At 69.3% G+C, this 21,325-nt stretch carries 20 protein-coding genes and 1 tRNA gene; 5 read left to right on the forward strand and 16 right to left on the reverse strand.

What is annotated here, in order from left to right; translation table 11 throughout:
• Positions 1–29 precede the first annotated feature (29 nt).
• Genes ACGFI7_RS35755 through ACGFI7_RS35765 form a run of 3 tightly spaced genes read left to right on the forward strand, consistent with a single transcriptional unit; the run spans position 30 to position 4,736 of the window.
• Positions 30–1,139, forward strand: coding sequence for a lanthionine synthetase LanC family protein (locus tag ACGFI7_RS35755; RefSeq protein WP_393412613.1), 1,110 nt, complete (start codon positions 30–32; stop codon positions 1,137–1,139).
• Positions 1,136–2,911, forward strand: coding sequence for an ABC transporter ATP-binding protein (locus ACGFI7_RS35760; protein WP_393412615.1), 1,776 nt, complete (start codon positions 1,136–1,138; stop codon positions 2,909–2,911). The genes ACGFI7_RS35755 and ACGFI7_RS35760 overlap by 4 nt, the downstream gene beginning before the upstream one ends.
• Positions 2,904–4,736, forward strand: coding sequence for an ABC transporter ATP-binding protein (locus ACGFI7_RS35765; RefSeq protein ID WP_393412617.1), 1,833 nt, complete (start codon positions 2,904–2,906; stop codon positions 4,734–4,736). Before ACGFI7_RS35760 ends, ACGFI7_RS35765 begins: the two co-directional genes overlap by 8 nt.
• Here the strand turns inward: ACGFI7_RS35765 and ACGFI7_RS35770 are convergent.
• The 5 genes from ACGFI7_RS35770 to ACGFI7_RS35790 form a co-directional block, all read right to left on the reverse strand.
• The gene (locus ACGFI7_RS35770; protein WP_393412619.1) at positions 4,697–5,395 is read right to left on the reverse strand and encodes a hypothetical protein; all 699 of its coding nucleotides are present in this window, start codon (positions 5,393–5,395) and stop codon (positions 4,697–4,699) included. The two genes, ACGFI7_RS35765 and ACGFI7_RS35770, sit on opposite strands and share 40 nt — an antisense overlap.
• A gap of 19 nt (positions 5,396–5,414) precedes the next feature.
• Complete coding sequence (locus ACGFI7_RS35775; protein WP_393412621.1) at positions 5,415–5,933, reverse strand: DUF1062 domain-containing protein; 519 nt, start codon at positions 5,931–5,933, stop codon at positions 5,415–5,417.
• Positions 5,934–6,087: 154 nt separating this feature from the next.
• Positions 6,088–6,462, reverse strand: coding sequence for a VOC family protein (locus tag ACGFI7_RS35780; RefSeq protein ID WP_393412623.1), 375 nt, complete (start codon positions 6,460–6,462; stop codon positions 6,088–6,090).
• Between the two features lie 74 nt (positions 6,463–6,536).
• On the reverse strand, positions 6,537–7,046 hold the full coding sequence (locus ACGFI7_RS35785) for a VOC family protein (protein ID WP_393412625.1): 510 nt from the start codon (positions 7,044–7,046) through the stop codon (positions 6,537–6,539).
• Positions 7,015–7,374, reverse strand: coding sequence for a hypothetical protein (locus ACGFI7_RS35790; RefSeq protein ID WP_393412627.1), 360 nt, complete (start codon positions 7,372–7,374; stop codon positions 7,015–7,017). The genes ACGFI7_RS35785 and ACGFI7_RS35790 overlap by 32 nt, the downstream gene beginning before the upstream one ends.
• 89 nt (positions 7,375–7,463) lie before the next feature.
• Between ACGFI7_RS35790 and ACGFI7_RS35795 the strand changes: the two genes are divergently transcribed.
• Complete coding sequence (locus ACGFI7_RS35795) at positions 7,464–7,721, forward strand: hypothetical protein (protein WP_393412630.1); 258 nt, start codon at positions 7,464–7,466, stop codon at positions 7,719–7,721.
• A 14-nt stretch (positions 7,722–7,735) separates the two neighbouring features.
• Here ACGFI7_RS35795 and ACGFI7_RS35800 read toward each other — a convergent pair whose 3' ends face one another.
• From ACGFI7_RS35800 to dnaA, 11 genes are all read right to left on the reverse strand, one after another.
• Positions 7,736–8,149, reverse strand: a complete 414-nt coding sequence (locus tag ACGFI7_RS35800) for a nuclear transport factor 2 family protein (protein ID WP_393412632.1) — start codon at positions 8,147–8,149, stop codon at positions 7,736–7,738.
• A 141-nt stretch (positions 8,150–8,290) separates the two neighbouring features.
• Entirely contained in the window at positions 8,291–8,650 is a 360-nt protein-coding gene (locus ACGFI7_RS35805; protein WP_393412634.1) for a hypothetical protein, read from the reverse strand.
• A 198-nt stretch (positions 8,651–8,848) separates the two neighbouring features.
• Positions 8,849–8,925 (reverse strand) — tRNA-Ile (locus ACGFI7_RS35810).
• A 130-nt stretch (positions 8,926–9,055) separates the two neighbouring features.
• A complete protein-coding gene (locus ACGFI7_RS35815; RefSeq protein ID WP_393412636.1) occupies positions 9,056–9,760 on the reverse strand; it encodes a DUF3566 domain-containing protein in 705 nt (234 codons plus the stop codon).
• Positions 9,761–9,763: 3 nt separating this feature from the next.
• Positions 9,764–12,265 (reverse strand): DNA gyrase subunit A, encoded by a 2,502-nt coding sequence (gene gyrA / locus ACGFI7_RS35820; RefSeq protein WP_393412638.1) that lies wholly within the window; start codon positions 12,263–12,265, stop codon positions 9,764–9,766.
• Between the two features lie 36 nt (positions 12,266–12,301).
• The gene (gyrB, locus tag ACGFI7_RS35825; protein WP_393412863.1) at positions 12,302–14,224 is read right to left on the reverse strand and encodes a DNA topoisomerase (ATP-hydrolyzing) subunit B; all 1,923 of its coding nucleotides are present in this window, start codon (positions 14,222–14,224) and stop codon (positions 12,302–12,304) included.
• Positions 14,225–14,622: 398 nt separating this feature from the next.
• Positions 14,623–15,147 (reverse strand): DUF721 domain-containing protein, encoded by a 525-nt coding sequence (locus ACGFI7_RS35830; RefSeq protein WP_393412640.1) that lies wholly within the window; start codon positions 15,145–15,147, stop codon positions 14,623–14,625.
• Positions 15,137–16,369 carry a DNA replication/repair protein RecF gene (gene recF, locus ACGFI7_RS35835; protein WP_393412643.1) on the reverse strand — a complete coding sequence of 411 codons (1,233 nt, stop codon included), beginning with the start codon at positions 16,367–16,369 and terminating at the stop codon, positions 15,137–15,139. The genes ACGFI7_RS35830 and recF overlap by 11 nt, the downstream gene beginning before the upstream one ends.
• A 62-nt stretch (positions 16,370–16,431) precedes the next feature.
• Positions 16,432–17,379: a phosphogluconate dehydrogenase (NAD(+)-dependent, decarboxylating) gene (gene gnd / locus ACGFI7_RS35840; RefSeq protein WP_393412645.1), complete on the reverse strand. Its 948-nt coding sequence runs from the start codon at positions 17,377–17,379 to the stop codon at positions 16,432–16,434.
• Between the two features lie 49 nt (positions 17,380–17,428).
• Positions 17,429–18,568 (reverse strand): DNA polymerase III subunit beta, encoded by a 1,140-nt coding sequence (gene dnaN / locus ACGFI7_RS35845; protein WP_393412647.1) that lies wholly within the window; start codon positions 18,566–18,568, stop codon positions 17,429–17,431.
• Between the two features lie 522 nt (positions 18,569–19,090).
• Positions 19,091–20,686, reverse strand: coding sequence for a chromosomal replication initiator protein DnaA (gene dnaA, locus ACGFI7_RS35850; protein WP_393412649.1), 1,596 nt, complete (start codon positions 20,684–20,686; stop codon positions 19,091–19,093).
• 443 nt (positions 20,687–21,129) lie between these two features.
• Here dnaA and rpmH point away from each other — a divergent pair, with 443 nt between their 5' ends.
• Positions 21,130–21,267, forward strand: a complete 138-nt coding sequence (rpmH, locus tag ACGFI7_RS35855; RefSeq protein WP_020547366.1) for a 50S ribosomal protein L34 — start codon at positions 21,130–21,132, stop codon at positions 21,265–21,267.
• Positions 21,268–21,325 lie beyond the last annotated feature (58 nt).

Below are 21,325 nucleotides of genomic sequence, written 5' to 3' on the forward strand. Positions count from 1 at the left end.
CCGCCGTCGCCCTCGGCGGAAGGCGACACATGACCCACGTAAGCGCACGACTTTCCACCCAGGCCTGCGCCGAACGGCTGCTCCGGGATCTCCCGGCAGCCGCCCCCGACGGCGGCGCCGCGATCCTCGCGGCCGCGCTCCCCAGGCCGTACGCCACCTTGGCGCTGACCTCCTGGCTGCGCGGCCTGAGGCGGCCTCCCCGAGGTTCAGGCCTCTTCGGGGGCGGTGAGGCGGAGCGCCTGCTGATGCTGCGCCTCACCGCGACCTCCTGGCCACGGCTCGCCGGGCCGCTGGCCGAGCACCGAGCCGAGCTCGTGGCCCGGACCGCCGCCGCTGCCTGGCGCGGCCGGCAGGTCGACTGGATCGACTACGACCTCATCTCCGGACCCGCGGGGGTGTTGATCGCCATGGCCGCCGACCCCGGCATCGACGCCGCGGGGCGGGCGCCGCTCACCGCCCACCTGATGCGGCTCTGTGCCGAACCGGACCTGTCCGGGCTCCGGCTGGGGCCGTATCCGGCGGACCGGCGCCGCACCTGGAACATCGGCCGGATCAACCTGGGCGTGGCCCACGGGCTTCCGGGGATCCTGGCCGCGCTGATCGCCGCCGCCGGGGCCGACGGGCTGACCGACGAGCTGGCCGAGATGCTGCGCCGCCTCACCGGCCGGATGGTCGCCGAGTCCTACGCCGACGACCGCGGCGTCGTCTCCTGGCCGACCGCCGCCGGCGCCACCCGTTCGCGACACCCCTTGCAAGCCTGGTGCTACGGATGTCCCGGCAACGCCTGGGTGCTGTGGGAGGCGGCACGGGTCCTGGGCGACACCGAGCTCGCCGCGTTCGCGCTGGAGGCGGCCGCGTCCTTCGTGGCGGCCTACGACGACGACCTCGACCTGCGCAACCTGGCCGTCTGCCACGGGGCGGCCGGGCTCCTGCTCATCTTCGACGCGTTCGCGCGCTTCACCCCGCTGCCCGGCGCCTCGGCGCTCGCCGCGCACCTGAAGGACCACCTCCTGGACCGGCCGGACGAGATCGCCGCCCTGGACTGGACCCTGCCGAACGGGGCCGCCGGCGTGCTGGCCGCCCTGCTGACCGTCGAAGGGGGGGACCGGCGCTGGCTCATCGCACTGGGCCTCAGATGACCGACCGGGCCGTACCGGCGGTGATCAGGGTCCTGCCCAGGGTCTCCGCAGGACTGACCGTGACCCTGCTGGCCGTCCTGCTGCTGCAGGCGCTGCTGAGCGTCGCGTTCATCCTGTCCACCGGCGCCGTCGTGAGCGCCCTGGCCGAGCGGGCGGACACCGTGGGGGTGCACCTGTCCGTCCTCATGGCCGTGTTCGTGGCCCGCCTGGCGATCGTCCCCGTCGCCAACGCCGTCGCCAACGGGCTGGCCCGCCGCGTCACCGCGATGATCAACCAGACCACCCTGGAGGGCGCGCTGCGGCCGGTCGGCATCGGCCATCTCATCGACCCGGCGGTGGCCGACCGCATCCTGCTCGCGCAGGGCGTGACGACGGGGCATCCGCCCGGCGCCGCGGTGACCTCGCTCGCCGGCCTGCTCTCCAGCCGGCTGAGCGGCCTGGCCGCGGCGATCACGCTGGCCACCGTCGAATGGTGGCTGCCGCTGCCCCTGGCGGCCGTGTGGATGCTGCTGTCCCGATGGCGGCTGCGCGACGTGCGGCGGGCGGTGTCGGCCGTCGCCGAGACCGCGCCCGCGCTGAGGCACGCCGGGTACGCGAGGAACCTGGCGATCGGCGACGCCGCCGCCAAGGAGATCCGGGTCTTCGGCCTCCAGGACTGGCTGCTCGGCCGCTTCACCCGCGACTGGCACGTGGGAATGGCCGCGCTGCACAGTTCCTCGGGCGTCCTGGTCAAGGTGACGAGCCTGCTCCTGCTCGCGGCGGCCCACACGTCCGTCTTCCTCTACCTGGCCTTCGCGGTCGCCGGCGGCCGGCTCGGCGTGGCGTCGCTCGTCATCGCGCTGCAGGCCATCACCGGCATGGCCATGCTGGGATACCTCGGGGACGTGCAGTGGATCCTGGCCAACGCGAGCGCCGCCGTACCACCGGCACTCGCGGTCGGCGCGCTGGGCGTGGAGACCGCGCACGAGCGGGCCGCCTCCCTACCTGACACGGCCCTGCCCGCCCAGGGCATCCGTCTCGAAGGGGTGTCCTTCAGCTATCCGGACCGCCCTGTCCTGCGGGACCTGGACCTGGAGATCCCGGCAGGCTCCTCGCTCGCCGTCGTCGGCGTCAACGGCGCAGGGAAGAGCACCATCATCAACCTGCTCTCCCGCCTGTACGAACCGGACACCGGACGCATCACCGTCGACGGCACGGACCTGCGTGACCTCGACGCCCCCGCCTGGCGGCGCCGGCTGGCCATCGTCTTCCAGGACTTCCTCCGTTACGAACTCCCGCTGCGTGACAACGTCGGGTTCGGCAGGGTGGACGCGGGCCGCTCGGACCAGGAGCTGGCGCGGGTGGCCGGGATCGCCGGCCTCGACGACGTCGTGCCCACGCTCGCCTCCGGCTGGGACACGCCGCTCAGCCGGAGGTTCGAAGGCGGCACCGACCTGTCGGGCGGCCAGTGGCAACGCGTCGCGCTGGCCCGCGCCCTCCTGGCCGTCGAGCACGGCGCCCGCGTGCTCGTCCTCGACGAACCCACCGCCAACCTCGACGTGCGCGCGGAGGCCGCGCTCTACGAGCGCTTCCTGGACCTCACCCGGGGGCTCACCACGATCCTGGTCTCGCACCGCTTCGCCACCGTACGGCTCGCGGACCGGATCTGCGTCATCGACGGCGGCCGGGTGGCCGAGCAGGGCTCGCACGAGGAGCTCATGGCGCTCGGCGGCCGGTACGCCCACATGTTCACCCTGCAGAGCGCGCCGTTCCGGGAGACCCACCATGTCTGACCAGAAGCAGGTGACCCCTCGGACAGTGGCGCGCAGCGCCGCCCTGCTGATCAGCACGGCCTTCCGCGCCGACCCGCGGCACGCCCTGCTCGTGCTCTGCTCGGCCCCCGTGGGCGGCGCGGTCACCGCGGTGACCGCGATCGGCCTGCAGCGGATGGTCGACTCCGCCGTCTCCGGCGACCTGCCCGGGATGGCGGTCGCGGCCGCCATGCTGGCGGGCGCGCTGGTCGTCTCGTACTTCACCGTGACCCTGGTCGCCGACGTGCGCAACCGGCTGCAGCAGCGCGTCGGGCTGGTCCTCGACCAGCGCATCATGACCCTGTGCGGCAACCTGCCGCACCTGGATCACCACGAGAACCCCGCCTACCAGGACCGGCTCGACCTGCTGCGCGACCACCGCGCCGGGCTGGGCGCCTCCTTCGGCGTCCTGGTGGGAAACCTGCGCGCCCTCGTCACCTTCGGCTGCACGGTCGTGCTGCTGGCCGGCGTCCGCCCCGAGCTCCTCTTCCTGGTGGTGCTGGCCTTCCCGACCGTGCTCGCGGTGCGCCGGGGGGAACGCGCCACCGCCCGCGCCGAGGAGGAGACGACGGCCGCCGCCCGGCTCAGGCGCAGCCTGTTCACGCTGGTCTGCTCCCCGCTGTCGGCCAAGGAACTCCGCGTCTACGGCCTGCAGCGCGAGCTGGCCGATCGGCACCGCGACCTGCAGGAGCAGGTGGACGGTCCGCGACGGCGGGCCGAGACGCGCACCGCCCTGTGGACCTGCGCCGGCTGGACGGTCTTCGGCCTGGGCTTCGCCGGGGCCCTCTACCTCGTGGTGGCCGCCGTGCTGCGGGGTGAGGCGACCGCCGGCGACGTCATGCTCACGCTCGCACTCGGCGGACAGCTGACCGGCAACGTCTCCGCCATGATCGACCTGCTCTCGTTCCTCCAGCAGGCGGTCCGCTCGGTCGGGTACTACCTCTGGCTGGACGATCACGCCAAGGCCGCCGCCGGGACGCGCCCCGGCTCGGTCGTCCCGCCCGCGCCGGGCGAGGACCTCGTGCTGGAACACCTCAGCTTCCGTTATCCGGGGGTCGCCCGGCCGATCCTCGACGACCTGTCGCTGCGCCTGCCCGCCGGCAGCACGGTGGCCGTCGTGGGGGAGAACGGCGCGGGCAAGACCACCCTGGTCAAGCTGCTCTGCCGGATGTATCAACCGACCGGCGGCCGCATCACCTACGGCGGCAGGGACGTCACCGGCTATGACGTCCAGGCCTGGCGCAGCCGTACCACCGCCTGCTTCCAGGACTACCTGCGGCCGGAGTTCCTGCTGCACGAGTCGGTCGGCCTGGGCGACCTGTCCCGGCTCGACGACCTGGACGCGGTCGGGGGCGCCCTGGACCGGGCCGGCGCCTCGGCCATCCCCGGCCTGCTGCCCCAAGGACTGAGCACCCAGCTCGGATCCACCTTCCCCAGCGGCACCGACCTGTCCGGCGGCCAGTGGCAGAAGGTGGCCATGGCCAGGGCCGGCATGCGCCCGGCCCCGCTGCTGCGGGTGCTGGACGAGCCGGCGGCCAACCTGGACCCCGCGGCGGAGCACGAGATCTTCACCCGTTTCCGGTCGGCCGCGGCGCGGGCGGGCGAGGGCACGATCACCGTCTTCGTCTCCCACCGGTTCGCCACCGTCCGCGACGCCGACCTCATCATCGTCCTGGACGGCAGCAGGATCCGGGAGGCGGGCAGCCACGCGGAGCTGATGGCCGCGGGAGACCTCTACGCCACGCTCTACGAGCTGCACGCCAAGGGCTACCAGGAATCGCCCGCCACGCGCAGGACACGCCGCTGAGCGAGGAAGAGCCGGCGGACCGCGTCTCGGACCGTCTCGTCCCGCACGCGTACGACGAACTCCTCCGGAGTGTCGCCGCACAGGCGGCGCAGCTCGGGGGACTCCTCCAGCAGGCTCCGGATCAGCTCCGGCTGAGCGACCAGGCGACGGGGCCGCCCGCGCCCGTCCGTCAGGCACCCGTGCCGCCCCACGTAGGCGAAGCACCACGGTAATCGGGCCCCCGACTCCAGCGTCACCGGGTGCCGATCGGCGGGCAGGCGGCGGCGCCGGTAGTTGGGCTCGGTCAGGTCCAGCGCCGCCAGCGCGCGATCGTCCAGCCAGAGCACGAAGAGCCGGGAGACCTCCCCCGGCACCGCCACCGGCGCCGCCGGCACGTACCCCCACCGGCTCACATGGGCCGAGACCCCCGGCACGACGCCCACCACGTCCGCCCGCGTCATGGGGACGACCGGCCGGATCGCGTGGCCGGCGAACTTGCGCCACAGCTGGCCCGGCGCGGCGTTCGACCCCACCGCCACCACCGGGTGCCGCCCGGCCATGGCCTCCCCTGATTCCGCCAAGGGCAGGTACGCGCCGTCCACCAGCACCCCGGACGCGTCAGGGACGCGCCCGGGGTAGGTGAGCGGACTGGCCATGGGATCGTCGCGGAAGAGATCCATCACGGCCATCATGCGCTGATCACCCCATCAGGACGAACGAGAAATCCCGAGTCCTCCGGCGGTTCAGCGGGGTGTCCATCTTGACCCGGCGAGCGACCTCGGCCCGGCTGATGCCGAGGCCATGGGCGATCAGCCGCTCGGGTCGTACGGGCACGGGATCCTCGAAGACGACCGTGATCTTCACAGGCCACGGATCGTCGGGCACCGGAGGCGCGTGGAGCTCCCAGCGCCCGTCCCAGTCGAGCGCGAACCCATGGCGCCGATCGAGCAGGACCTCGGCGGCGAGCACGGCCGAGTTGGCCGTGTAACCGTCGAGCAGACGGGCGGGAAGTGAGCGGACAGGGACACGATCGTGGACGGTGAGCTTGCTGGTCCGTCCACAGGAAACACAGTCGGCCAGGAGCCAGACGTCGAGCAGCTTGCCGTTGGCGTTGACGCGGAACCTGCCGTCACCGACGGTGGCATGACCCGAAGGGCAGTCCACGCACCGGAGAACGAGCAGAGGCAGGCGGGTGCGCCGCACTACCCAGGGCAGCACGATATGAGGATGTGAAGACATGATCTCTCTGAAGACCTGACGGAGAGCACGGAAAACAGAGCCGGCGGCGTCGCCGGCGACCGATGCGCGGGGAAGGTGTCAGGTCTAGAGAGCAGGCGGCGTCATGCGCGCGAAGTCCTCACATGGGGGTTGGTCAGCTGAGGCGGGCCCGCAGCAGGCAGAACTCGTTGCCTTCGGGATCCTCCAGGACGTGCCAGGGCTCCTCGCCGGACTGGCCGACGTCGGCCGGGCGCGCCCCGAGCTTCAGCAGGCGGTCGAGCTCGGCGTCCTGATCGCGGTCGGTGGCGTTGACGTCGAAGTGCATCCGCAGCCTGCCCACCTTGGGCTCGGTCGTGGGGCTGAAGATCAGCGTCGGCTGCAGCCCGCCGAACCCTTCCTCCGGCCCGATCTCGATCGCGCCGTGGTCGTCGGGATCCAGCACGACGAAGCCCAGCACCTCGCACCAGAACGCCGCCAGCCGCTGAGGGTCCTGGCAGGGGATGATCAGTTCAGAGATGCGACAAGCCATGGATCGGCACACTACCTGGCCCCCGCCGCACGCGGCCAACACATAAACGCCCGGTCGCCGCGGGCACCAGTCGATCAGTTGACGCAGAACTCGTTGCCCTCAGGGTCCTGCATGACCAGCCAGAAGCCTTCCTCGTGGTCGATCCGCCGGGAGACCGATCCGCCCACGGCCCGCAGCCGGTTCGCGACCTCTTCGATACGTGCCCGGCGCTCCGCGTCCGGCAGGCCGCTCCCGACCTTCACATCGAGATGGACCCGGTTCTTGGTGGTCTTCGGTTCCGGCACGCGCAGGAAGAAGATGTCCGGGCGGTTGCCCTGTTCGTCGACCAGGGTGCGCCCGGCGTTGCGCTCCTCTTCGGGGATCCCGTTGGCATCCGCCCATTCCTCCCAGGTGGCGAAGCCGTCCGGCGGGCCATGCGGGAAGTCGTAACGTGCGAGCCGGTCCGGGTCGGCACAGTCGAACACGATATGGATGTCGGGAATGTGGATGTCGGGAATCAGGCGTCCGACCGTAGTCCGGACGATGAACGACCGCCATCCACGCCGAGCGCCCTCACTGCCCGAAGGAGAACCGGAGCTGAGCATTGATGAGGAAATTGAGCCGATAGCGCAGACGACCGACCACAGCCTGTTCCGGATTCTCCCCAGGCGTCAGCAGGGTCCAGCGCAATGAGCACCCGCCATTCCCGGCCGGCCGAATGTCGAACCGGATCTCGTCATCGGGCCATTCCGGCCACAGCGACGACCAGACCACGAGTTCCGGCTCCACCGCCCGCAGAATGCGCGGCTTGACCTCGTCGGGTCTCAACTCCAGCCACGGCCGCCCACCAGGTCGCCAAGGGTCCGTCAGGCTCTCCCACACGATGCGAGGGGGCGGCGGCTGCTTACGCTCACGCGAACCCAGTTCGATCACTTCCGCAGTCTAAAATGCGGCCATCGCATGATCGTCAACAGCTCGGGGCGGGGGAGCACATGCTTTTACGGGCATGCAGTCGGGTGTTGATGGGGATCGGGCTGACGATCCTCGTTCCCAGCATCCTCATGCACTGGGCGACACAGAATGAGTGGATGCGCGCACGGGTGGTCGAGCCGTCGGCAGCGGACGCGTCCTTCCTGACACCGCTCGTGCTCTCATGGATCGGCATCAGCCTGGGAATCGCATGGGTGCTGGCCGCCATCACCTGCTACCTCATCCCGAAATCCCTGGCCTCTCTGCAGCGTCCACAGGGCCGTCGACGCGGCTCGGGCGCGGTCGTCTGAAACTCGAATCCGGCTCACCCGAACACCATGCGGTGGCCGCGCGCGGTGTCCATGTACTCACGTACGCGATGGATCAGCCCGTCCCGCACCTCGAAGATGAGGCAGTAGTCGTTGACGTAGGAGTTCCCGTTCGCCAGGGTCGCGCTCATCGTCTCCTCCACGACCACGCGGTCCCCTTCGGCATAGACGCCGCGGAAGGAGACGGAGACATCCCGGGTGAAGAGCCGGGGAAAGTCGTCGGCGATGAAGCGGGCGATCGCATTCCTGCCGACCATGTGGCTCGGCACGTCCAGCGCGACAGCGGTCGCGTTCCCGGCCGGAGCCAGCCATTCGGCATCCTCGGTGAAGCAGGCCGCGATCTTCTCAAGATCCCGTTCGGCGAAGGCCCGCCAAGCGTTCAGCACGATCTCCCGGCTGTCCTGTGTCATCCCGCAGAGAGTAGGAGAGGCGGGGTCGGCGGACTGGCGGAAATCAGACGTCATCACCCCAGGGGAGGACCGGGAGAAGTGCACCGGTTGTGCTCGCGGCCTTTTCGCTGCTCTGAGGTGTTACTCCAGCCCCGCTATTCTTCACCCGACGCTCACCTGACGGCGGCGGTACCTGCATTTCAGCGCTTCCACGGAAATCACCGCCATCAAGCATCCGAGGAGCATGTAGGTGATCGTCTCTATCCAGCGGGCTGCCGGGCCCCAGCCTGCGGTGACGAACCCGTCTGGGCTGCCGGTCAAGATCTCGGCTACTCGGGGGAGGGCGATGAAGAGACCCATGACGAGGCCGGACCAGTTCGCCCACGCGCCCAGCCGGTCCATCCCCCGTTCATTGGCCGCGCGCATGCGGACGCTTGATGATCTGCGATTTTCATGGTGCTCCACGATCACCAGCTTGGCATGCCCGCACTGCCAGAGGAAGGACTGCTTCGCGTGGTCCACCGGCTGTGACCTACTCCCGCGCCTGGATCATCAAGGCGGTGAACCTGCGTATTATCCGCGTGCACGACCTGAGACATTTCCTTGCTCAAGAGCTCGGGCGCGCACCGGGGAAATGCGATCAGGATGGTCAACGGGCTGTTCGAGTAAGCCTGTTGCACGACAAACGCCCCGAAGCGTTATCGCTTCGGGGCGTTTCGTTGGTGGGGCTACCAGGACTTGAACCTGGGACCTCTTCCTTATCAGGGAAGCGCTCTAACCGTCTGAGCTATAGCCCCGCGCACCGAAACCGTATCGCATCCGCCGCGCGGAGGCGAACCGGTTGTCTCGGCTGAGGAAAGCTTACCGCCTCCCGCACGCTGCTCGCGCCGCCGGAGAACACAGGCGGCGCGAGCGGCGGGGGGCCGGTTACTCGGCCTCGCTGAAGGTCACCTCGACGCCGCCCACAAGGTCGCTGGAGACGTTGTAGATGACCGCGCCGAGGGTGGCGAGGGCGGTGATGAGAACGACGTTCACGGCGCCGATGAGAGCCGTGTAGCCCAGGATGCGCACCGGCTCGAACCAGGAGGCGATGTCGATCTGCAGCGACCCCTCCCCCTGCTCGCCCTGGCTCAACTGGTTGACCAGGTCGACGATCGAGTCGAACACGCCCAGGGCCGACAGCACCCCGTACAGGACGGCGACCGCGACGAAAAGCACCACGAAGCAGACCAGGGACACCACGAAGCTGAACTTCATGGCCGACCACGGCTCGATGCGGCGCAGCACCAGGTGGGCCTTGCGGGGCAGGCGGGCGCCTCCGCCGCTCGACGACTTCTTCTTCTTGCCGGGCAGTTCGATGGCCGGGGGAGCCTCGGTCGCGAGCGACGGGCGCACGCGCGCGGTGTCGTTGCCGTCGCGCTCCGGCGGGGCCGGAGCCCGCGGGGGAGCCGACGGGGCCGGGCCCGCGGCAGGCGGCCGCGGTTTCTGCCCGTCCGGCTGAAGCGCCGGCTTCGTCGGGTTGCCTTCCTCCTCCTGTGCCTGACGAGGCTCCCTGTCAGGGGCCTTGCCAGGCTGCTGCTGGCCGTTGTCCCGAGCCGCCTGGGTCCTGGCGGCGCCACCCTGGGCGCTCATCTATTACTCTCCTCCCCCGTCTGCTTCACTCTCCACCGAAGTCTCCATCGACTCGGCGTTCCGGGCGAGGGCCACCACGCTGTCACCTTCGGCGAGGTTCATCAATCGGACTCCCATGGTCTGCCGGCCGGACTGCTTGATTTCGCCGGCGCTCGTCCGGATCACCCCGCCTGCGGACGTGATCGCGAAGACCTCGTCCTCCGGGTTGACCATGACGGCTCCGACCAGCTTGCCACGAGAACTCACGATTTTTGCAGTGAGCACGCCCTTTCCGCCACGTCCTTGGACTGGATACTGCTCGACGGGTGTCCGTTTTGCGTACCCAGCCTTCGTGGCGATAAGCACGTCTTGACCGTCCGAGATCCGGTTCATGGCCAGGAGTTCGTCACCGTCGAGGAACCGCATGCCGATGACGCCGCTGGTGGCGCGGCCCATCGGGCGCAGTGCCTCGTCGGACGCGGTGAACCTGATCGACTGCGCGCCCCTGGAGACGAGCAGCAGGTCGTCCTCCTCGGAGATCAGGCGGGCGCCGATGACCTCGTCGTCCTCGCGCAGGTTGATCGCGATCAGACCGCCGGACCTGGGGGAGTCGTACTCCGACAGGCGGGTCTTCTTCACCAGGCCGCTCCGCGTGGCGAGCACGAGGTACGGGGCGACCTCGTAGTCACGCAGGTAGAGGACCTCCATGACCGTCTCGTCGGGCTGCATGGCCAGGAGGTTGGCCAGGTGCATGCCCCGGGCGTCGCGCCCCGCGTCGGGGAGCTCGTACGCCTTGACCCGGTAGACGCGGCCCTTGTTGGTGAAGAACAGCAGCCAGTGGTGGGTCGTGGTGACGAAGAAGTGGTCGACGATGTCGTCCTGGCGCAGCTGCGCGCCGCGCACGCCCTTGCCGCCGCGCTTCTGGGCGCGGTAGAGGTCGGTCTTGGTGCGCTTGGCGTAGCCGCCGCGGGTGATCGTGACGACGATGTCTTCCTCGGCGATGAGGTCCTCGATGGACATGTCGCCGTCGTGCGCGATGATCTCGGTACGGCGCTCGTCGCCGTACCGCGCGACGACCTCGCCCAGCTCCTCGCCGACGATCTCGCGCTGCCGGGCCTCGCTGGCCAGGATCGCGTTGTACTCGGCGATCTGCTCCATCAGGTGGGCGAACTCGTCCTGGATCGCCTGGCGCTCCAGGGCGGCGAGCTTGCGCAGCTGCATGTCGAGGATGGCCTGCGCCTGGACCTCGTCGATCTCCAGCAGCGACATCAGGCCCTGCTGGGCATGAGAGGCGGACTCCGACGCCCGGATCAGCGCGATGACCTCGTCGAGCCGGTCCAGGGCCTTCAGCAGCGCGCGCAGGATGTGGGCGCGCTCCTCCGCCTTGCGCAGCAGATAGCGCGTACGGCGGACGATGACCTCGATCTGGTGGGCCACGTAGTGCCGGATGAACTGGTCGAGCCGGAGCGTGCGCGGCACGCCGTCGACCAGCGCCAGCATGTTGGCGCCGAAGGTGTCCTGCAGCTGGGTGTGCTTGTAGAGGTTGTTGAGCACGACCTTGGCGACGGCGTCGCGCTTGAGCACGATCACCAGCCGCTGCCCGACCCGGGAGGAGCTCTCGTCGCGGACGTCGGCGATGCCGGTCAGCCTGCCCTCGCGGACCAGCTCGGCGATCTTGAGGGCGAGGTTGTCGGGGTTGACCTGGTAGGGCAGCTCGGTGACGACCAGCGCCTGGCGGCCCTTGCCGTCCTCCTCGACCTCGACCACGGCCCGCATGGTGATCGAGCCGCGTCCCGTACGGTAGGCGTCCTCGATGCCGCGGCGGCCGACGATCAGCGCGCGGGTCGGGAAGTCGGGCCCCTTGACCAGCTTGATCGAGGCTTCGAGCAGTTCATCGTCGTCGGCCTCGGGGTTCTCCAGGCACCATTTGACCGCGGCGGCCACCTCGCGCAGGTTGTGCGGCGGGATGTTGGTGGCCATGCCGACCGCGATGCCGCCCGAACCGTTGACCAGCAGCTGCGGGAACCGCGCGGGGAGGACGTCCGGCTCCTGCGACTTGCCGTCGTAGTTGGGCCGGAAGTCGACGGTCTCCTTGTCGATGTCGCGCAGCATCTCCATGGCGATGGGCGCGAGCTTGCACTCGGTGTAGCGCATCGCCGCCGCCGGGTCGTTGCCCGGCGAGCCGAAGTTGCCCTGCCCGTCGACCAGCGGGTAGCGCAGCGACCAGTGCTGCGCGAGGCGGACGAGCGCGTCGTAGATCGAGGTGTCGCCGTGCGGGTGGTAGGTGCCCATCACGTCGCCCACGATGCGGGCGCACTTGAAGTAGCCGCGGTCGGGCCGGTAGCCGCCGTCGTACATCGCGTACAGCACCCGGCGGTGCACCGGCTTGAGCCCGTCGCGCACATCCGGCAGCGCCCTGGACACGATGACGGACATCGCGTAGTCCATGTAGCTGCGCTGCATCTCGGACTGGATGTCCACCGGTTCGATGCGGTCAGCCGGGGGAGTGGTGTTCACTTCCGTCACTGGTTGTGGTCCTTTTTCGTGATGCGGCCAGGCCGCTCAGACGTCGAGGAAGCGGACGTCGCGCGCGTTGCGGATGATGAAGTCGCGGCGCGCTTCCACGTCCTCACCCATGAGCACGCTGAACAGGTCGTCGGCCTGGGCGGCGTCGTCGAGCGTGACCAGGCGCAGCAGCCGGGTCTCGGGGTTCATCGTGGTCTCCCAGAGCTGGGCGGCGTTCATCTCGCCGAGCCCCTTGAACCGCTGGACGTTGTCACGCGGGCGCGGGTCGGGCTTGCCGGCCTCGATGCCCGCCTGGATGACGGCGTCGCGCTCGGCGTCGGAGTAGGCGTAGGAGGCGTCCTCGCCCTTCCGGTCCCACTTGATCTTGTAGAGGGGCGGGCAGGACAGGTAGACGTGGCCGGCCTCGATGAGCGGCCGCATGAACCTGAACAGCAGCGTCAGCAGCAGGGTGTTGATGTGCTGGCCGTCGACGTCGGCGTCGGCCATCAGGATGACCTTGTGGTAGCGCAGCTTGGCGATGTCGAAGTCGTCGTGCACGCCGGTGCCGAGCGCGGTGATGAGCGCCTGGACCTCGTTGTTCTTGAGGACCTTGTCGATCCGCGCCTTCTCCACGTTGAGGATCTTGCCGCGGATGGGCAGGATCGCCTGGAAGCGCGAGTCGCGGCCGCCCTTGGCCGAGCCGCCGGCCGAGTCGCCCTCGACGATGAACAGCTCGCACTTCTCCGGGTTGTTCCACTGGCAGTCGGCCAGCTTGCCGGGCAGCCCGCTGCCGGACTCCAGCAGCGACTTGCGGCGGGTCAGGTCGCGCGCCTGGCGGGCGGCCATCCGGGCGCGTGAGGCCTGCAGGCACTTGTTGATGATGTCCTTGGCCTCGCCCGGGTTGCGCTCGAACCAGTCGCGCAGGTGGTCGTTGCAGGCCTTCTGGACGAACGACTTGGCCTCGGTGTTGCCCAGCTTGGTCTTGGTCTGGCCCTCGAACTGCGGGTCGGAGAGCTTGACCGAGATGATCGCGGTGAGCCCCTCGCGGACGTCCTCGCCGGAGAGGTTGTCGTCCTTGCCCTCCTTGAGGAACTTCTGCTCGCGCGCGTAGCGGTTGACGATGGACGTCAGCGCGGCGCGGAAGCCCTCCTCGTGGGTGCCGCCCTCGGCCGTGTTGATCATGTTGGCGAAGGTGTAAACAGACTCCGAGTAGGAGTTGTTCCACTGCATCGCGATCTCGACCGCTATGCCGTCGCCCTCGGTCTCGAAGGCGATGATCGACGCGTGGGCCGGCTCCTTCTTGGCGTTGAGGTGCTTGACGAAGTCGGACAGGCCGCCCTCGTAGTGGTATTCGGCCCGGTGCACCTCGCCGTTGATGTGGTCGGGGCGCTCGTCGGTGATCGTGATGGTCAGGCCCTTGTTGAGGAAGGCCGTCTCCTGGAAGCGGCGCGAGAGCGTCTCGTAGTTCCAGGTGGTGGTCTCGAAGACCTCGGGGTCTGGCCAGAACGTGACGCTGGTGCCGGTCTCGCCGGTCTCCTCGCCCTGGGCCAGCGGGGCGGTCGGCTTGGCGTGGTCGAAGAAGATGCGCCAGTAGTGGCCGTTCTGCTTGATCTCGACGTCCATGGCCGTGGACAGCGCGTTGACTACGGCCGAGCCGACGCCGTGCAGGCCGCCGGAGACGGCGTACGCCTGGCTGTCGAACTTGCCGCCGGCGTGCAGGGTGGTCAGCACGACCTCGACCGCGGAGCGCTTCTCGACCGGGTGTATGCCGGTCGGGATGCCGCGGCCGTTGTCGACGACGCGCACGCCGTTGTCGGCGAGCAGCGTGACTTCGATCCGGTCGGCGTAGCCGGCGAGGGCCTCGTCGACCGCGTTGTCGACGATCTCGTAGACGAGGTGGTGCAGGCCGCGCTCGCCGGTCGAGCCGATATACATACCCGGGCGCTTGCGTACGGCCTCAAGCCCCTCGAGTACGGTGATTGAGCTAGCGTCGTAGGACAACTGCGTAATCCTCCTGCCGCGGACACGCGGCGGGGGAGGCCTGAATGCGAAAAGCTGCCCCTGCCGTGCCCGTCACCGTCGTGAGTGCCCCGATGCGCGGTCACCCAGGGGAGTCGGCTTGCCTGCCGGGGTGACACGCAAGCGGACGTGTCCGGAATCCTCTTTCATTCTACCGGGTTCGGAGCCCGAAGGTGGCATTGAACGCGCCTGTGATGCTCTCTGGCTCGTTTTCCCCCCGGATCAGCATCCCCCCTCCCGATCGGGGGGTCAGCGCGTCTGGGGCCCCTCTCACCGCCAGGCAACCGCAGCGGCGCCTGCCGGAGGCCGATCGCCCGCCCCGGCCCGATATGACGGCCTTGGCCTGCGGCTGGACACGGCTACCCATAGGTGTCACCCGGACCGCGACTTCCGGTCACCCGCAAACCACCCGAAGGCCGCGGCGCGTTCATCGGGCCCCTGACCTTGACCTTCGTGACGGTGTTGTCGCCCAGCTCCTCGTTGAGCCGGCGTACGAGCGTGCGGGCGAGCAGCCTCACCTGGGTCGCCCAGGCCGTCGAGTCGGCCGCGACGAGCACCTCGCCGTCGGCGAACGACTCGGGCTTGGTGTGCGCGGCCAGGTCGGGGCCCACGATGTCGGCCCATCGGCCGAACACCCCGCCCACCGCCGCCGACTGCTCCCAGCCCCGGGCCGCCAGCAGGTCGGCGATGGCCCGGCCGAACAGCTGCGGGTCACCGCCCTCCCGGCGCGGGCCGGCCGCCCTGCGCCGGGGCTCGCTGCGGGGCAGCTGGCCGCGCTTGGCCGCGTCGGCCTTCGCCTGGGCGAGCTTCTCCCTGGCCAGGGCGGCGCCCCTGGCGTTGGCGTCATGGCCCGCGGAGTGATCGGGGGAGTGATCAGCGGACACGTCGTGCGCTCCCTTCGGCGACGTCGAACCTGGCTCCGGACAACTCGGGCGGCACGTCGTCGGCCACCGCCGCGGTGATGAGCACCTGCTCGGCGGGGGCGACGATCTCGGCGAGTCGGCGTCTGCGCTGCGCGTCGAGCTCGGCGAACACGTCGTCGAGGATCAGCACCGGATCGCCGCCGTCGGCGCGCAGCAGGTCGTAGGCGGCCAGCCGCAGCGCGAGCGCGAACGACCAGGACTCGCCGTGGCTCGCGTACCCCCGGGCGGGCAGCTCGCCGAGGCCGAGGATCAGGTCGTCGCGATGCGGGCCGACGAGCGTGACCCCGCGTTCGAGCTCTGCGGTACGGACCTCGACCAGCCGCTCCTTGAGCCGCTCTTCAAGGGTTTTCCCCAGGGCTGTGGATAACGTCTGCGTATCGGAAGATCCCCTCTCACCGGGGATTTCGCCCTCGACGTCGTCCCCACCTGTGGACAACGTGCTGCGATAGGCCAGCGTCGCGGGAGCGCTGGTGGGGGCCAGCGCCGCGTAGGCCCCCGCGACCAGCGGGCGCAGCGCCTCGATCAACTCCAGGCGGGCACGCAGCAACTCGGCGCCGTGGCGAGCCAGATGGGCGTCCCAGACCTCCAGAGTGCTCAGAGGGTCGCCGGCGCCCGCCGCCGCGAACCCGGCCTCACTCTCGGCCCTGCGGCCGCCTCTGGCCCCTCTGCGGGCCTGCGCGGCCGTACGCAGCAGCGCGCTCCGCTGCTTCAGCACCCGGTCGTAGTCGGCCCGTACGCCCGCGAACCGGGGCGCCCTGGACACCAGCAGATCGTCGAGGAAGCGGCGGCGCTCGGACGGGTCGCCCTTGACCATGGCGAGGTCCTCAGGGGCGAACAGGACCGTGCGCAGCAGCCCGATGACGTCGCGGGCCCGGGAGACGGGGGAGCGGTTGAGCCGGGCGCGGTTGGCCCGGCCGGGATTGATCTCCAGCTCCACGAGGGCGCGCCGGTCGTCCCTGTGGACGGCGCAGCGCACCACCGCCCGCGAGGCGCCGTGGCGGACCAGCGGGGCGTCGCTCGCCACCCGGTGGCTGGAGTGGGTCGCCACGTAGCCCAGCGCCTCGACGAGGTTGGTCTTGCCCTGGCCGTTGGGCCCCACGAAGGCCGTGACGCCCGGCTCCAGGCCGAGCTCCACGGACGCGTAGGACCGGAAGTCGGTCAGCGAGAGGTGGGCGACATGCACCCCACGAAGGTTAGTCCGCCACGCCGACACCTTCGGTCACCGGCGCACACCCTGTGGAAAACTCACCGGTCGCCGTCACGCGGCGGCGGTGACACGTCCGCGCCGGGAGCGTCGGCGCCCTTGGCCGTCGAGCCCTCGGTGGCGGTGATCGCGTGGCCGCCGAACTGGTTGCGCAGCGCGGCCACGACCTTCATCGCGGGGGAGTCGTCCTGGCGCGAGGCGAACCTGGCGAACAGCGCGGCGGTGATCACCGGCAGCGGGACCTCGTGGTCCACGGCCGCCTGCACCGTCCACCGGCCCTCCCCGGAGTCCTGTGCGTAACCGCGCAGGGCCTCCAGGTGCTCGTCGTCGTCGAGCGCCCGCACCAGGAGGTCGAGGAGCCAGGAGCGGATCACCGTGCCGGTGCGCCAGCTGCTGAAGCTGCCCCGTACGTCCTTGACGATGTCGGCGGCCTCGAGGAGCTCCCAGCCCTCGGCGAAGGCCTGCATCATGCCGTACTCGATGCCGTTGTGGACCATCTTGGCGAAGTGTCCGGCGCCCACGTCGCCGGCGTGCACGAAGCCGTCCTCGCCTTCGGGCTTGAGCGTCTCGAAGATCGGCATCAGCCGGTCGACGTGCTCCTTGTCGCCGCCGCACATGAGGGCGTAGCCGTTGTCCAGGCCCCAGACGCCGCCGCTCACGCCGCAGTCGACGAAGCCGACGCCCTTGCCGGCCAGCTCGGCGGCGTGCTTCTGGTCGTCCACATAGTGGGAGTTGCCGCCGTCGACGACCACGTCGCCCTCGGACAGCAGCTCGCCGAGGTCGTCGATCGTCTGCTGGGTGGGGGCGCCGGCCGGCACCATCACCCAGACCACGCGGGGCGCCTGCAGCCTCCCGACCAGCTCCTTCAGGCTCCCCACGGCGCTGATCGAGGGATCGCGGTCGAACCCGACCACGTCGTGACCGCCGCGGCGCAGCCGCTCGGCCATGTTGCCGCCCATCTTGCCGAGTCCAACCATGCCGATCTGCATGCTGCCCCTCTACCCCCTCGTCCGGCTTCCATCATCCCGGACCGATTATTCAGCTGGACAGGCGGATCGGCATGATCAGGTAACGGTAGTCGGGAGTGTCGCCTTTATCCACAGGCTTGCCGCCGGTGAGGATGGCGGGCTTGGTCGAGGTGGTCATCTGGAGCCGGGCCACGTCGGAGTCGATCGCGCCCAGCCCTTCGAGCAGGAACTGGTGGTTGAAGGCGATGTTCATCTCCTCGCCCTCGTACTCCACCGGCAGCGCCTCGACGGCCTGGGCCTCGTCGCCGCTGCCCGCCTCCAGCACGACCTCGCCGCTCCTGAAGGCCAGCCGCACGGGGGTGTTGCGCTCGGCGACCAGGGCCACACGCTTGACCGCCTCGACGAACGGGCCTGTGGACAGGTCGGCGCACGCGGAGAACTCGGTGGGCAGCAGCGAGCGGTACTTGGGGAACTCCGGGTCGAGCAGGCGCGTGGTGGTGCGGCGGCCGGCGCTGGAGAAGCCGATCATGCCCTCGCCCGTGCCGCCGGCGGAGCTGAGCGCGATCTCCACCTCGGCGCCGGTGGCGCCCAGCGCCTTGGCGGTGTCGGCGAGGTTCTTGCCGGGGATCATCGCGACGGCGGAGAAGTCGGGCTGGCCCGGCTGCCACTTCAGCTCACGCACGGCCAGGCGGTAGCGGTCGGTCGCGGCGAGGGTGACGGTCTCGCCCTCGATCTCCATGCGCACGCCGGTGAGCATCGGCAGCGTGTCGTCGCGCCCGGCGGCGACGGCCACCTGGCTGACGGCGGAGGCGAAGACGTCGCTGCCGACCCGGCCCGCCGCCGGCGGCATGGCCGGGAGCGTCGGGTAGTCCTCCACAGGCATGGTGAGGAGGGTGAACCGGGCGCTGCCGCACGTGACGACCGCCTTGGCGCCTTCCACCACGAAATCCACAGGCTGTGCGGGAAGCGCGCGGGTGATCTCGGCCAGCAGCTTGCCGGAGACCAGCACGACGCCGGCCTCACCGGTGTGGAGCTCCAGCGTCACCTCGGCCGAGACCTCGTAGTCGAAGCCCGACAGCTTCAGCTGTTGCTCCTCGGTGACCTCCAGGCGCATGCCTGCGAGTACGGGGACGGACGGCCGGGCCGGGAGGCTGCGTGCCGTCCATGCCACCGCCTCAGCGAGGACGTCTCGCTCGATTCGGAACATCACGGTGATCAGCCTCCTGCTTCGTCGTTGATTCCAAGTGTCTCGCCTCCCGCACGCGCGGACCGAGAGAACCCCTCTATGGGTCTTGAGTTTCTTCTTAAGAGATAAGTGAAGTCATCACACTAGGGGCGGTGGATACTGTGGACAACCCGCGAATCCCCAGCTCAGTGGCCCTGTTTTCATCCACCGAGGGTGTGGGTGACGCCTGGGGGAAACTTCGGCGGCTGGGGATGAAGCAGCTTCGCCCACAGGCCGTCCCCAGATCTTGGTGCCTTCGTCCACCGGTCATCCACCGGGTTTCCACCGGTTGTCCACGGGGTAAACGGCCCTTCCGCGACCCTCTCAGAGACTGTGCACAGGCCGTCCCCAAGTCATCCACGGGTAGTCCCCAGGTTCTCCTCAGGATGTCCCCACTGTTATCCCCAGGCTCTGTGCGGAAGATTTTCGGGCAAAGGGGGGCGTACGAAGGGGGCTCTGGCGCGTTTTCCCTGATCCACAGTGTTTTCCACAGGGTGTGCATGACGGTTAGGACCCGCGGGACGTCTGTTTGATCCGCATTGTCAGCTCGTTGACCTGGTTGTACATCGACCTGCGCTCCGCGATGAGTGAGCGGATCTTGCGTTCGGCGTGCATCACGGTCGTGTGGTCGCGGCCGCCGAACTGCTGCCCGATCTTCGGCAGTGACAGCTCCGTCAGCTCCCGCGCGAGGTACATCGCGATCTGCCGGGCGTTCACCAGCGCCCTGCTGCGGGAGCTGCCGCACAGGTCGTCGATGCTGATGCCGAAGTACTCCGACGTCTTCGCCATGATCGTGGCGATCGTGATCTCCGGCCCGGACTCCGAGGTGATCAGATCCTTGAGCACCACTTCGGCCAGCTGGAGATCCACCCCCTGCCGGTTGAGGCTGGCGAACGCGGTGACCCTGATCAGGGCCCCCTCCAGCTCGCGGATGTTGGTGGAGATCCGGCTGGCGATGTACTCCAGCACCTCGGGCGGCGCCGCCAGGCCCTCCTGTATGGCCTTCTTCCTGAGGATCGCGATCCGCGTCTCCAGCTCGGGCGGCTGCACGTCGGTGATCAGACCCCACTCGAACCGGTTGCGCAGCCGATCCTCCAGCGTGATCAGCTGCTTCGGCGCCCGGTCGCTGGAGATCACGATCTGCTTGTTGGCGTTGTGGAGCGTGTTGAAGGTGTGGAAGAACTCCTCCTGCGTCTGCTCCTTGCCCTCCAGGAACTGGATGTCGTCCACAAGCAGGATGTCGATCGCGCGATAGCGCCCGCGGAAACCGTCGGCCTTGTGGTCGCGGATGCTGTTGATGAAGTCGTTGGTGAACTCCTCGGAGCTCACATATCGCACCCGGGCGCCGTCATACAGGCTCTGTGCGTAATGCCCGATCGCATGAAGAAGGTGCGTTTTGCCCAGCCCCGAGTCGCCGTAAATGAACAGCGGGTTGTACGCCTTGGCGGGGGACTCGGCCACGGCCACCGCCGCGGCGTGCGCGAAGCGGTTGCTGGCCCCGATGACGAATGTCTCAAAGGTGTACTTCTGGTTGAGCCGGGCCGGCTCACTGGGCTTGCTGCTCTTGGCTTCCCACCGGTTCGGCGCCGGTTCCGGCGCCTTCTCCACAGGCGGTGTGTACGAAGGAGCCTGATCGAACGAGGCCTGGTCGAAAGAGAACGAAGGCTGTGGATATTCGGTGGATGACTGGCTCGGATCCGGCTGTGGAGAATAGAACTGCGGAGGCTCGGAAACCTGGAAATGCTGGGGCGTCGCGCCCTGTGTAAAACGTGGCTGGGGATCCTGCCCCTGGGGAAAACCGTTACCCCCAGGCTGGGGATGAAGGTCCGGCTTCGGCTGCTCGGGGGCCGTGGTGTCGATCATCACGGCCAGTCGCATGGCCCGGCCGAGCTCCTGGGAGAGCGCGTGGGCCACGAGCGGGCGCAGCTTGCCCTCGATGAGGTCCTTCAGGAAGTCGTTGGGGACGCCCAGCACGATCGTGTCGTCCGCGAGGGCGATGGGACGCACCATCCCGAGCCAGGTGCGCTGCTGGATGGGCACGTTCTCGTTGAGAAAGTTGCCCAGAGCCCTGGCCCACACCGCGCTTAGGTCGACATTGTTCATCGAGCGTCTCCCCCTCCTTCCTTTCGCGGCCCCCCGCGATCGTTATCCACAATCAGAGGGCCGGCGCGTCGCGGCCGGCCCCGCCGTCCACAGCGTCGCCCCCGGCCGGGACGCCCGCGGTCTCCACAGGAGATCCACAAGCTATGCACAGCCCTCTAGCGGGCCTGGGAGGGCCGACAGTATCTTTGTGCACAGCTGTGTTCAAGGCGTTGTCCACAGCCTAGTGGTACCTGAGTGCACAACATGTGGACGTGATCCTGCCGGTGGAAAAGTCGCCTGTGGATCCGTGGATGACGGTTCCGGTTTGACCTGGGGCGCTCCTGGCCCGTAACGTACGACGGTCGGCTTGTCACGCGTCGGCTATTTCGCGTGCCCTCGCCCTAAGACAGGCCAGCCATGTGTGTTCAGCGCCTCGTGCGCACCTTCAAGCCTGGAGCCCACTCGTGAGCAAGCGTACTTTCCAGCCGAACAACCGTCGCCGCGCGAAGACCCACGGCTTCCGGCTGCGGATGCGCACCCGGGCCGGTCGTGCCATCCTCGCCTCCCGCCGCCGTAAGGGCCGCGAGAAGCTGTCGGCCTGATCGCCCCGCGCCTGACCATCCGCCCGCCGGTGACCCACGCCGGCGGGCGATAGGCGTA

The organism is Nonomuraea sp. NPDC048826 (genome assembly GCF_043198225.1).
Lineage (GTDB): Bacteria > Actinomycetota > Actinomycetes > Streptosporangiales > Streptosporangiaceae > Nonomuraea.